Raw genomic sequence first — 11,530 nt, 5'->3', positions numbered from 1 at the left:
TGGTCCGTATTCATTCGGTTCCCAACGCTAAAACGACTTTCGAGACCTACCAATTTCGAATGTGGCGAACAGTCAGGCTGAAAATGAGTTGTTCAGACCTTCCCTAGGTGTTCAGGAACCGGTATGGCCTAACGCGTCTTGGCTTCTGCGGTTCTTCGTGGGTTAGCTGCTTGATCTGTGCAGTTATTTCGTGGGTTAAGGCCTCATGCATCTTCGCGAGTTCGTCTCTACGCGGGTTGGCTGCATGATTCGTCCTGCGTACAAATTCGGAGGGAGGTTGTCCGCGGATAGCGCGGGGTGCTCCTTGGACAGATTCAATCACTGGTGGCGAAGCGTGTCAGAACCTGTGTTCGGAGAAGGAGGGTTTCACACATCCTTCGCTCTGGCGAGCACCGTGCTTTTGGGGCACCTATGAATGAAAACTGCACGCTGTGGACACTTAGGGTAGAGCGGTTAAAGCGTTTTCTTTGCTTCGTTTCTTTGCCGCTTTGGGCAAAGAAATGACGTGCCGCCACGCACAGTGGCTAACAGTGATAGAGAGAAAATCCGACTCTCGCAGACCACTAACGCCGAAAGCACCACCCCAGCACCACCCCCAACCGCTACCCCCAGAACCCAGCCCCTCCCCCCAAACCGCCGACCACTAACACCGAAACCGGCCGCCCGCTGCCCATCAACAAGCCCTACCCCAGTGCGAACGAAACCAATTCCGGCATCAACCTCTCAGTGCGCTCGAGTGACCGCATCAAAAGTATCCCTCCGCGGTTCCATCTTGTGCGCGCACCACGCCGACAGCAGCGCCGACAGCACCACATACACGCACACGGCCCACGGCTTGCCGCCGTTCAGTCGCATGAGCGCTGTAGCAATGATCGGTGTAAGACCGCTCGCGAAGATTCCCGAGAACTGATACACGAACGAGATACCGGTATAGCGGACCTCGGCATCGAACAATTCGGCAAACAGCGCCGCTTCCGGGCCATAGACCATGGCATAGAAAATACCGAACGGGATCACGATCGCGAGCCACACGATCATGGTGTTACCCGCCTGATTCTCCATCAGCCAGAACGCCGGCAACACCGAGAGGCCGCAAATCAGCGAGCCCCACCGGTACACGCGCGTCCGGCCCAGCAGGTCCGACATCTTGCCGAACAGCGGAATAAAAAAGCACATCACGATAGCAGCCATCATGACGCCCGTGAGCGCTTCGGTCCGGCTCATCGCAAGATGCTGCGTCAGATAACCGATCATGAACACGGCGAAGATGTTGAAGAAGACGCCGTCAATCCAGCGTGCGCCCATGCCGAGCAGCACAGAACGACGATACCGCGTGATCATGTCGATGAACGGAATCTTCACGTCGCGCCGAGTGCGCTTGAGCGCCAGGAACTCGGGCGTCTCCATGACTTTGACGCGGATATACAGGCCGATCACCACCAGCGCGAGCGACATGGCGAACGCGAGGCGCCAGCCCCACGAGAGAAACGCGCTCTCCGGCAGCAACTTCGAGATGGCTGCAACCACGCCCGACGCAAGGCACAAGCCGATCGACAAGCCAATCTGCGGCAAGCTCGCGTAAAGACCGCGCCGGTTAGGCGGCGCATATTCATAAGCCATCAGCACAGCCCCGCCCCACTCTCCGCCAAGCCCGATGCCCTGCAGCACGCGCAATGCCAGCAGCAGGATCGGTGCCCAGATGCCTATCTGCGCGTACGTCGGCACGAAGGCCACGCCCGCGGTCGATACACCCATGATGATGAGCGTGCAGATGAGTGCGGATTTTCGTCCGACCTTGTCCCCGAAGTGGCCGAAAATAATGCCACCGAGCGGCCGAGTAACGAAGCCGACGGCGAACGTGCCGTAGGCAAGCATGGTGGAGACGAGCGGATCGTGCGCTGGGAAATACAGCTTGTTGAACACGATGCCGGCCACCACGCCGTACAGGAAAAAGTCGTACCACTCGACGGTGGCCCCGATGACGCTCGCGAATGCAACGCGGCGGATGACCTTGTTATCGACTGCCATTCTGTCTTCTCCGATGGATGGTCGAGCGGCGACCTCAGCGTGTCGCCCGACGCAATGCCCCAAAAACCTGTCTCCTCCGGGGCACGAATTGCCCGGTATGCATGCTGTGTTATCAACCTTGTGTCAGCGATGCGGACCGGGCTCTTTTTTTTGCTTCTGATGCAACGTCTAACTACTGCGTTCAATGCGGCGCCAAGGCTTCTTCTAAGGGCGCTGTCCTGGATCGATCGTCGGCGCGGGCATCGGCGAGAATCATGTCGGAGGCCTTCTCGGCGACCATCACAATCGGCACGTTGGTGTTGCCCGAGACGAGTGTCGGCATGATCGAGCAGTCGACCACGCGCAACCCGCGTGTGCCGTAGACGCGCAACCGCTCGTCGACCACGGCAAGCGGATCGCTTGCGACGCCCATCTTGGCCGTCCCCGACGGATGAAAAATCGTCTGACCGTATTCGCGGCAAAACTGCAGCAGTTCCTCGTCGGTCTGTGCATCGGCGCCGGGACGAACTTCGCGCTTCATCAGCGATGCCATGGGCTCCATGGCGGCAATCCGCCGTGCGAAACGAACGCCCGCAACCGTCGTGCGCCGGTCAAGATCTGTCGAGAGATAGTTTGGCTGCATCGACGGTGCGTCGCGCATGTCGTTCGTGCGAATGCGCAAGAGACCGCGTGACTCCGGCCGCAGTTGGCAGATCGAATACGTGCAACCGGGAAACGAGTGGACGTCGCCGCCAGCGGAATCGGCGGAGAGCGTCGAGAAATGGAACTGGATGTCCGGCGTCTTCGCCTCGTCGGGCAGCGCGCGGCAAAACAACCCGCCCTGGTTGATGCCAACGGCAAGCGGCCCTTCGCGAAACAACGCCCATTGCAGGCCCATCTTTGCGCGGCCTTGCCAGGAATGCAGCAGGTTGTTGGTCGAGATCGGCCGCGAGACCTCATAGATCAGGCGCACTTGCAAATGATCCTGAAGATTCTCGCCAACACCTGGCCGGTTCGCGACCACCGGAATGCCGAAGTCGCCGAGCAGCTTGGCCGGACCCACGCCCGAGACCTGCAGCAATTGCGGTGATTGAAGCGCACCGGCCGCAAGCACCACCTCGCGATTCGCGCGCACCTCTTGCATCTGCCCATGCTGCAAGTAGCGGATACCGGCGGCACGCGTGCCTTCGAAAATAATCTTCGACGCAAGCGCATCGGTTTCCACGTGCAGGTTCGCGCGCCGGCGCGCGGGCTTCAGGTAGGCCACCGCAGTTGAGCAACGCCAGCCCTTTCTTGTCGTCAGTTGGTAGTAACCAACCCCTTCCTGATCGCCGCTATTGAAATCATCAACGGTGCGCACGCCAATCTTGTTCGATGCAGCAATGAACGCGTCCACGAGTTCATGACGCTGCTTGATTGTGGAGGCCCAGAGCGGTCCGTCCACGCCGCGCGTCGGCGACGCTCCCAACTCATTGTGTTCGAGCCGCCGGAAGTACGGCAGGCATTCCTGCCAGCTCCAACCCCGGTTTCCCAGCGCACTCCAGTGATCGTAGTCATTCTTCTGACCACGCACGTAGATCAGGCCGTTGATCGAACTGCTGCCGCCGAGCGTGCGTCCACGCGGCCAGTACAACTGACGATCATTCATGTTCGGATCCGGGTCAGTCTTGAAGCCCCAGTTGTACACCGGATGGAACATGGTCTTGCCATAGCCGATGGGAATATGAATCCACAGATACCGGTCAGGCGGACCGGCTTCAAGCAGGCACACCGAGTAGCGGCCGTTTTCCGAGAGGCGGTTGGCGAGGACACAGCCGGCCGATCCCGCGCCGACGATGACGTAGTCAAAACTCCGTGCCATTACTGAAGCCTCCTTTGTTTTCAACTTTTAGATTTTTCGGTACGTTTCGTTGAAATTTATTGAATGTTCGTTCCGTCTTCAAGGAAATCCGGCTACGATCGATGAAACCGGTTCAAAAAGGACCTTTTTGTTCCACTTTCAAGGCTACGTTCAGGTGTTTATTCGGGTTCTCCCCAACCCGATTGCTCGCGTTTGAATACCCCTTGGCCTTAATCAGAGGTGCCAATGAAAGACACCGCGAGCCCCGCGACCAATGCTGCTCCACGTAGCCTGTTAATGACGGCTTCTAACGCCGCCTCCCATGCTGCTACGCAACAGGAACAGCCTTCCGAGGACACTCGCGTTCTGCGCGCACTGATCGTTGTCGAGCACCTCGCCGCAGCAGGACAACCGTTTTCGCTGTCGCAATTGTCTGCACGCCTGCATATCCCGAAGGCGACCTTGACACGCATGATCGAGTCGCTGGAAGCACTGGGCTATGTCACACACATACCGGATTCGCGCGGCGCCGACCGTGGCATAACGCTCGGTCCGCGCGCGGCTCAACTCGCGCTGACCATGCTCGCGAACAGCACGTTTACGCGCTCCTGCCGCGCGTTGCTGCGCGGACTTGTCGATGTGCTCGGAGAGAGCTGCAACCTGACGGTGCTCGACGGCGACGCCGTGCTGTACGTCGAGCGTGTAGAGACAAATGAACCCCTGCGCCTGCACATGCAGCCCGGCATGCGCGTGCCGCTGCATTGCACGGCGAGCGGCAAACTGTTCCTGTCGCAGATGGCCTCTGCCGAACGCACGCGCATCCTCGCCCGGATGCAACTCAAGGCGCACACCTATCGCACGTTCACCGACGCGACTCTGCTCGGTGCGGAACTTGACCGGCTGGCTTCACGGGGTCTTGGTATCGACAATGAAGAATTCGTACGAGGGATGGTGGCAGTCGCCGTGCCCGTGCGCAGATCCGGCGGTAACGAGGTGCTGGCTTCGCTGGCCGTGCATGCGCCAACCGCGCGAGCAAGCCTCGACGATCTGCTCAAGAACGTGCCGAAGCTCAAGGAGACTGCGGCGCGCCTCGCCCCTTTGCTTCACGCGGACGCAACGCCGCAGCGGTAGCGGCGGAACATGGAGCGCGCTTGATGAAAGGCTTTCCTGGCTGTTGCTCGTCCGACGCCGGAAAAAGACAATATCGAAAACCGGAATGATGTTGGCCTGGAATTTTGCCCCGACATCAAGGCGGCCCACCCTGTAGGGCGTTTCTGTACAATGGTCATCATCTATTTTTCGGAACGGCTGCGATGACCACTGCTGATACACCGACACTGCGTGCCTTCGCGCTGCTTGAGCATCTCGTCAATGCGGAAGGTCCGGTATCGCTCGCCGACATCGCTCAGGATGTCGATCTGCCGAAGCCATCGCTGCACCGCATGCTGGCATCGCTGGAAGCGGGTGGCCTCGTGATCCGCGACCCCGGCCACAAGAACGCCTATGTGATCGGCCCGCGCCTCGCGCAACTCGGTCTCGGCGTCGTCATGCACTCAGGCGCACGGCGTCTGCGCCACGCCATTCTCGGGCGGCTGGTGGCGGACCTCGGCGAAACCTGCAACCTCACGATGCTGCATGAAACCGAAGTGCTTTATCTGGACCGCATGGAAGCACCCTGGCCCCTGCGGCTCGATCTCAAGCCCGGATCCAAAGTGCCGGCGTATTGCACCGCCAGCGGCAAGTTGCTGCTGGCCATGATGCTATCGCGCGAGCAGCGTTCGGCGCTCGTGCGCGCGCTCAAGATCGAACGCTTCACGCCGAACACCATCACCGATCCTGAAATGCTCGAAGCCGAACTCGACCGCACCGCGCACAAGCGCATTGGTATCGACAACGAGGAATTTCTCGCGGGCATAGCCTGCGTCGCGGTGCCCGTAATGAACAAGGACGGCATGAGCATTGCCGCCATCGCCGTGCATGCGCCGGTTTCCCGTGCACCGCTCTCTCGCTCGCTCGAATTCGTGCCGCGTTTGCAGGAAGCGGCGCGGGAACTCGCAAACACCTTCTAGGCGGCCCGTCGATACAACGGGCATCCGAGGGCCACCGCATGAGCCGGAGGCGTGCCTGCGCCGCGTACGGCACGCCATTGCCGCCCATCTGAGCGCTCAAGCGGTCTGCTTCGGGCGTTCCTTGCGAAACGCGCGTTTCACCGCAATCAGGCCGTCGCGGAACTCGAAGAGATCGCAGCCTTCGGCCTCAATCCGCCAACCCTCCGCATGGGTACCCGTAAAGACCCATTCCGATACACCACGCTCACCCGCTACATAGTGTCGGCCGTGCCCCCAGTGGGCATCGGGGAAAGTCTTGAACACAGCTTCAAAGGCCGCTCGCACGGCCGCGCGGCCTTTGAAGCGAGTGCCGTAGATATCGTTTCCGCCGGCGGCATCGAAGACACAATCTTCAGTCATGAAACCCATTAACGCAGCAGCGTCGTGACGGTTGAAAGCGTCGGAAAAGGCCGCAAGCGTGTCGGCCGTCACCTCGGATGTCGCGGTGTGCGTGTCGGTCATACATGTCTCCTGTCAGATAACTGTCGCTGCCGCACGCCAGTGACGAAATCGGCACGGGCGTGCGGCAAGTTTCATCGACACGTTAAATAACTCTGACGCCACGCGGTAGCGCCAGTCGAACCGATTCGCTTGGGCCAGCGCCCGCCCCAAGCGCTCACGCCTGCGGACGTTGCGCACGCACGAGCTCTGCCAGCGCACGCACACCGGGTTCGATCTTTTCGAGCTTGATCGCCGAAAAACCCATGCGGAAGCATTGGCGCTGCTCCAGCCCCTCCATGAAAAACACGCTGCCGAGTTCGATCAGGATGCCGTGCGCCTCGGCTTCAGCCGCGAGACGCGTCGCGTCAAGCCACGGCGGACCTTCAACCCAGCACGAGGAGCCGCCTGTAATCCGCACGTGCCGGACTTCCGGCAGGTGGGCGTCGAGCGCGGCCTTGAGCGCCTCCGCACGCTCCTTGTAGGCGAAGGCGAGCCGCCGCAGCAACGCGTCGTGGTGACCCAGCGCGAGAAAGGTCGCGAACGCGCGCTGGATGTACGCCGCCGGATGCCGCACCATCAGCCGGCGCAACGCCCGCAACTCGCGAATCAAGTCACGCGGGCCGACCACATAACCCAGCCGCAAGCCCGGCGCAAAACTCTTCGACAAGCTGCCCACATAGAGCACGCGGTCGGCGGTATCTAGGCTCTTGAGCGCCGGATGCGGTCCACCGGAGAAATTATTCTCGCTCTCGTAGTCGTCCTCGATCACGACGAAGTCATGCTTTTGCGCCAGTTCCAGGAGCGCATGCCTGCGGTCCAGCGGCAAGGTCGCCGTGGTCGGGCACTGATGACTCGGCGTCACGTACACGTAGTCGCATTGCGCCAGCAGATGGGCGTCGGCGACCGGACGCACCCCGCCTTCATCGACCGGCAGCGGCAGCAGCGGCGCGTTGCGATTCAAGAAAATATTGCGTGCATCCGGATAGCCGGGGTTCTCGAAACCGATCGTCGTGCGCTCGTTCGCCAACAGGTCGGCGATCAGATAAAGCGCCTGCTGCGCGCCCATCGTGACGACAATTTCATCGGGCATCGCGAAGACGCCGCGGCGCGGCAACACGCGCGTGCGAATCTGCTGGATCAGCGTGTCGTCGTCGCGTTCGATCAGGTCCGGCGCCCAGTTGCGGATCTCCATGACAGACAGCGCCTTCATGCAGCACTCGCGCCAGTCGCTCGTCGGAAAGAGTGTTTGATCGAACTGGCCGTAGATAAAAGGAAATTCGTAGTTCTGCCAACTCGCCTGCTTGACGATATTGCGCTGCAGGGACGGCAAGCGCGCGATGCGCTGGGTCCAGTCGGGCCGCCCGAGCGCTTCGTTGGCCGCCACGGTTTGCGTCGGGACAAACCCGTGCCGGCCTTCGAGCATGGCCGGATTGACGAAGTGCCCGCTGCGCTCCCGGGAAAGCAGGTATCCCTCCTCCACCAGTTGCTGGTAAGCGAGCACGACCGTATTGCGGGCCACGCTCAACTGATCGGCCAGTTCGCGGCTCGACGGCAACGCGGTATCGACGGACATCTGCCCGTCGAGAATGGCGGCCACCAGCATCTGCCGAATCTGCCCTTGCAGGCTGACATTGGATTCAGCCGAACGCTGGAACCGCTGCGTCCACATTGCCGACGACATCCGGCTAGCCATATTTCCTCCCAGATTGATTAATGCGGTTGTGCGCGGCGATTTAGCGCGGTGAATGTGGACTCAACGATCGGCGGCGTCTGGTACTAACTCGCCCCATTTTTAGCTGACGATACTCGATTCGACCGTGTTCCCGCGATCGGGGCAAGCCCCGGTCGCGTCCGACAAGACTAGCGTGCCATGCACGCTGCCCGCCAGGAGATCCGCCATGCAACACGATAAACGATCAAAACAATCTAAACTTTCGCGGCGCTGGTTCTCCCGCCCGATGCATCGCGTCATTGCCGCCGCAACCGTGCTGGCGACGTTCGTCACCATCGTGGTGCAACCCGCGCACGCCGAGGACAAGGAGGTCACCATCGCGTACCAGCAGATCGTCGATCCCTGGGTCGTGGCGATCGCCAACGGGTCTATCGAAAAGGAAACAGGCTACAAGATCAACTGGCGGCAGTTCGAGTCCGGCGCCAAAGTAGCAACCGCGATGGCTTCGGGTGATGTAAAAGTCGGCGTGATCGGATCGAGCCCGCTTGCTGCGGCCGTGAGCCAAGGCGTGGATTTGCAGCTTTTCTGGATCCTCGACAATATCAACCAGGCCGAAGCGATGGTCGTTCGCAATGGCTCGGGCGTAACGAAGCCGGCCGACCTGAAGGGCAAGACGATCGGTGTCCCGTTCGTTTCGACCACGCACTACCACACGATGTTCGCGCTTCAGCACTGGGGCATCAACCCGTCGGACGTGAAGATTCTCAACATGCAGCCGAACCAGATCGTCGCCGCGTGGGAACGGGGCGACATTGACGCGGCGTATGTATGGAATCCGGCGCTCGCCGAGTTGAAGAAAAGCGGCAAGGTGCTGATCACGTCGGGGGACCTGTCGAAGCTCGGCAAACCGACGTTCGACGGTATCGCGGTCGATCGCAAATGGGGTGAGGAACATAAGGACTTCATGGCAAAACTGGTGAAGGCAATCGCTGATGCCGACGACCAATATCGCCGCAATACCACGCAATGGAATGCAGGTTCACCGCAGGCAACGGCCATTGCGAAAATGATTGGCGGAACGCCCGGCGATGTGCCCGAGTCGCTGTCGCTGTATGGATTCCCCTCACTTGCCGACCAGGTGTCCGCACAGTGGCTCGGTGGCGGTAATTCGGGTCGCGCGACGCTCGCGCTAAAGGACACGTCGACGTTCCTCAAGGACCAGAAGCGCATTGATGCCGTGGCTTCCGATTACTCGAGCTTTGTCACGCCCGTGTATGCAGAAGCCGCCATGAAGCTCAAGTGAACAACGCCATGGTCGTCGACCAGGGGGATCTATGGAAAGCATGAAGATCACGAACGTCAGCGTGACGTTCCCGGGACGCCGTGCGGGCGAGAGCGTGCACGCACTGGACAACATCAACCTCAAGATCGATTCGGGTGACCTGGTGGTCGCGCTGGGCGCGTCGGGTTGCGGCAAGACCACCTTGCTGTCGCTGATGGCAGGGTTTATCGCGCCGACAGCTGGAGAGCTGCTGCTCGGAGGTGAACCTATCGCCGGGCCCGGAGCCGATCGCGGCGTGGTGTTCCAGAAGCACGCATTGCTGCCGTGGCTGAATGTGATTGATAACGCGGAATTCGGGCTGAAGCTGCAGGGGGTGGCGAAGGCCAGGCGTCGCGAGATCGCCGTGCGCAACCTCGCACTCGTCGGGCTGCAGGATTTCCACAAACATATGATCTATCAGTTGTCCGGAGGAATGCAGCAGCGTGTAGGTATTGCGCGTGCCCTGACCTGCGATCCCGCCATGCTGCTGATGGATGAACCCATGGCTGCACTCGATGCACTCACCCGCGAAACCATCCAGGAGTTGTTGCTCGACGTCTGGAAGAAGACCAACAAAATGTTCTTCTTCATCACCCATAGCGTGGAGGAAGCGCTCTTTCTCGCCAGCCGCCTGATCGTCATGTCACCCCGGCCGGGGCGTATCACGCATACCTACGAACTCGACTTCAACCGGCGTTTTCTCGACACCCGCGACGCACGGGCGGTCAAATCGAGCCCTGACTTCATCGAAATGCGCGAGCGCATACTCAGCATTATCTACGGCGACGAAAAATCTCACGGCGCAGCAGCGGAGGTGGCTCATGTCTAGTTCGAAATCCATTAATGCGCTACCTCACCGCAATGTGCCCATGAGATCCGACACCTCCGTCGAACCGCCGCAACGGCCGCGCCGCCGTGCGCGTATTCTCGCCAAGAAACCCGTCAAGCCCGGCGACTCGTTTGGCGTGCCGGGGCAAGGCAGCAGTGTTGCCGCCAGCATGTTCACCATCCTCGCGCTCTTCGGGGTGTGGTTCGCGGTGACGAACTTGCACTTGATCAAGCCGCTCTTCCTGCCTTCGCCGCAGGCCGTTTATGCGAAATTTCTCCTGGTGGCAACGGACGGCTTCGCCAACTCTACCCTGGCGCAACATACCGGAATCAGCCTCTTGCGCGTGTTTGGCGCCTTTGCGCTGGCGTGTCTGACCGCCATACCCGTGGGTGTGATGATGGGCGTGTCGCGCATCGCGCGCGGCCTGTTTGATCCGCCGATCGAGTTCTATCGTCCATTGCCGCCGCTTGCTTACTTGCCGCTCATCATCATCTGGTTTGGCATTGGTGAATTCTCGAAGGTGTTTCTGATCTACCTCGCGATCTTCGCGCCACTTGCCATCGCCGCGCGGGCCGGCGTGCGCTCAGTATCGATCGAGCAGATTCATGCCGCCTATTCGATGGGGGCATCGCGCACTCAGGTTGTCCTCTACGTGATTCTCAAATCTGCCATGCCGGAGATATTCACGGGCATGCGCATTGGCATTGGCGTGGGCTGGACCACGCTGGTCGCCGCCGAGATGGTGGCATCCACGAGCGGGCTAGGTTTCATGGTACTCAACGCCGCAGAGTTTCTAGCAAGCGATGTGGTCATCATGGGCATTATCGTGATCGGATTCTTTGCGCTGTGTTTCGACCTACTGATGCGTTACGTAGAGCGGGTGCTCGTGCCCTGGAAGGGCAAGGTCTAGTCTTCTTGAACATGCCGTCGCTCCCGGGCGACGGCATGTGGACTTAGCGATTCAGGCGCACTGGCCCTACTCATCCTTAATTATGGCTTGCAATACTGGAGTCGTTCGCCGCACGCGTGACTTCAAACGCGATTCGGACGCAACTCAAATACACCCGAGGGTCCGCAACACACGGAGACGACATGCTCAAGCTTTTCATCGGCATCGGTATTCCCTATATAGGCGTCATCGGCCTGCTGCCGTGGGTCGCATCGGTGGACATGACCGTGCTGGGCGTCCCGTTCATCTACGCCTGGATCTTCGGATGGTTCGTCCTGACGTCGGGCTGCCTGATGCTCTGCTGGCGTCTGTTCGACTGCCATTTCGACGACGCACATCCCGACAACAACTGAAGGAGGATGA

At 60.3% G+C, this 11,530-nt stretch carries 10 protein-coding genes; 6 read left to right on the top strand and 4 right to left on the bottom strand.

What is annotated here, in order from left to right; all coding sequences use genetic code 11:
- Positions 1-723 precede the first annotated feature (723 nt).
- Together GSQ93_RS09795 and GSQ93_RS09790 are read right to left on the bottom strand one after the other, a co-directional pair.
- Positions 724-2,028, bottom strand: a complete 1,305-nt coding sequence (locus GSQ93_RS09795) for an MFS transporter (RefSeq protein WP_158935449.1) — start codon at positions 2,026-2,028, stop codon at positions 724-726.
- A 181-nt stretch (positions 2,029-2,209) separates the two neighbouring features.
- Complete coding sequence (locus tag GSQ93_RS09790) at positions 2,210-3,868, bottom strand: GMC family oxidoreductase (RefSeq protein ID WP_158935448.1); 1,659 nt, start codon at positions 3,866-3,868, stop codon at positions 2,210-2,212.
- Between the two features lie 276 nt (positions 3,869-4,144).
- Between GSQ93_RS09790 and GSQ93_RS09785 the strand changes: the two genes are divergently transcribed.
- Together GSQ93_RS09785 and GSQ93_RS09780 are read left to right on the top strand one after the other, a co-directional pair.
- Entirely contained in the window at positions 4,145-4,978 is an 834-nt protein-coding gene (locus GSQ93_RS09785; RefSeq protein WP_158935447.1) for an IclR family transcriptional regulator, read from the top strand.
- Positions 4,979-5,160: 182 nt separating this feature from the next.
- On the top strand, positions 5,161-5,916 hold the full coding sequence (locus GSQ93_RS09780) for an IclR family transcriptional regulator (protein WP_158935446.1): 756 nt from the start codon (positions 5,161-5,163) through the stop codon (positions 5,914-5,916).
- A 96-nt stretch (positions 5,917-6,012) separates the two neighbouring features.
- Here GSQ93_RS09780 and GSQ93_RS09775 read toward each other — a convergent pair whose 3' ends face one another.
- Positions 6,013-6,417, bottom strand: coding sequence for a nuclear transport factor 2 family protein (locus GSQ93_RS09775; protein WP_158935445.1), 405 nt, complete (start codon positions 6,415-6,417; stop codon positions 6,013-6,015).
- 154 nt (positions 6,418-6,571) lie between these two features.
- Positions 6,572-8,089: a PLP-dependent aminotransferase family protein gene (locus GSQ93_RS09770; protein ID WP_158935444.1), complete on the bottom strand. Its 1,518-nt coding sequence runs from the start codon at positions 8,087-8,089 to the stop codon at positions 6,572-6,574.
- Between the two features lie 205 nt (positions 8,090-8,294).
- Between GSQ93_RS09770 and tauA the strand changes: the two genes are divergently transcribed.
- The 4 genes from tauA to GSQ93_RS09750 all read left to right on the top strand — a co-directional run bounded on the left by tauA (position 8,295) and on the right by GSQ93_RS09750 (position 11,520).
- On the top strand, positions 8,295-9,371 hold the full coding sequence (gene tauA, locus GSQ93_RS09765; RefSeq protein ID WP_174254600.1) for a taurine ABC transporter substrate-binding protein: 1,077 nt from the start codon (positions 8,295-8,297) through the stop codon (positions 9,369-9,371).
- A gap of 31 nt (positions 9,372-9,402) precedes the next feature.
- Entirely contained in the window at positions 9,403-10,218 is an 816-nt protein-coding gene (locus tag GSQ93_RS09760) for a taurine ABC transporter ATP-binding protein (protein ID WP_158935443.1), read from the top strand.
- Positions 10,211-11,128, top strand: a complete 918-nt coding sequence (locus tag GSQ93_RS09755; protein WP_158935442.1) for an ABC transporter permease subunit — start codon at positions 10,211-10,213, stop codon at positions 11,126-11,128. The genes GSQ93_RS09760 and GSQ93_RS09755 overlap by 8 nt, the downstream gene beginning before the upstream one ends.
- A gap of 182 nt (positions 11,129-11,310) precedes the next feature.
- A complete protein-coding gene (locus tag GSQ93_RS09750; RefSeq protein WP_089159640.1) occupies positions 11,311-11,520 on the top strand; it encodes a DUF3311 domain-containing protein in 210 nt (69 codons plus the stop codon).
- Positions 11,521-11,530: the final 10 nt, after the last annotated feature.

It is taken from the genome of Burkholderia sp. S171 (assembly GCF_009766085.1).
Taxonomy (GTDB): domain Bacteria; phylum Pseudomonadota; class Gammaproteobacteria; order Burkholderiales; family Burkholderiaceae; genus Caballeronia.
Note: the sequence above shows the minus strand (reverse complement) of the source record. Positions and strands in the feature narration are given on the sequence as shown.

Bases quoted from the DNA above. Each gene is read 5' to 3' on its own strand.
- GSQ93_RS09760 (WP_158935443.1), top strand. From the start codon at position 9,403: ATGGAAAGCATGAAGATCACGAACGTCAGCGTGACGTTCCCGGGACGC.
- GSQ93_RS09770 (WP_158935444.1), bottom strand. From the start codon at position 8,089: ATGGCTAGCCGGATGTCGTCGGCAATGTGGACGCAGCGGTTCCAGCGT.
- GSQ93_RS09790 (WP_158935448.1), bottom strand. From the start codon at position 3,868: ATGGCACGGAGTTTTGACTACGTCATCGTCGGCGCGGGATCGGCCGGC.
- GSQ93_RS09750 (WP_089159640.1), top strand. From the start codon at position 11,311: ATGCTCAAGCTTTTCATCGGCATCGGTATTCCCTATATAGGCGTCATC.
- GSQ93_RS09795 (WP_158935449.1), bottom strand. From the start codon at position 2,028: ATGGCAGTCGATAACAAGGTCATCCGCCGCGTTGCATTCGCGAGCGTC.
- GSQ93_RS09785 (WP_158935447.1), top strand. From the start codon at position 4,145: ATGACGGCTTCTAACGCCGCCTCCCATGCTGCTACGCAACAGGAACAG.
- GSQ93_RS09755 (WP_158935442.1), top strand. From the start codon at position 10,211: ATGTCTAGTTCGAAATCCATTAATGCGCTACCTCACCGCAATGTGCCC.
- tauA (WP_174254600.1), top strand. From the start codon at position 8,295: ATGCAACACGATAAACGATCAAAACAATCTAAACTTTCGCGGCGCTGG.
- GSQ93_RS09775 (WP_158935445.1), bottom strand. From the start codon at position 6,417: ATGACCGACACGCACACCGCGACATCCGAGGTGACGGCCGACACGCTT.
- GSQ93_RS09780 (WP_158935446.1), top strand. From the start codon at position 5,161: ATGACCACTGCTGATACACCGACACTGCGTGCCTTCGCGCTGCTTGAG.